Source organism: Streptococcus sp. SCPM-O-B-15277 (M60), from assembly GCF_058200335.1.
The window spans coordinates 1-244 of the sequence record NZ_JBYQGR010000018.1; the positions used below are offsets into that span (position 1 = coordinate 1).

Below are 244 nucleotides of genomic sequence, written 5' to 3' on the forward strand. Positions count from 1 at the left end.
CAGGAACTATGCCATTCAAGTTCACGTCAATCATTCGTGTCGCTACAACATTTGTCAAATCTGGTTTGCCGTCTTTAGCGCCGTAGACTTTAACGGTTGCTTGGTAGGTTTGTGTGCCGTTAGCACGAAGTTGGTCGAGAAGAGCTTGACCTTCTTTACCACTTGTGTTGCCGTTCAAATCTACTTCATAGAAATATTGACCTTTTGCCAAACCTTCAAGTGGAAGAATTGCTGCATTTCCTGT

Annotated in this window: 1 protein-coding gene; it reads right to left on the minus strand. The window is 43.4% G+C overall.

Going from position 1 to position 244, the window contains the following annotated elements:
• A partial coding sequence (locus AC3E9F_RS08490) for an SSURE domain-containing protein (protein WP_490673009.1) occupies positions 1-244 on the minus strand: 244 nt, incomplete at both ends.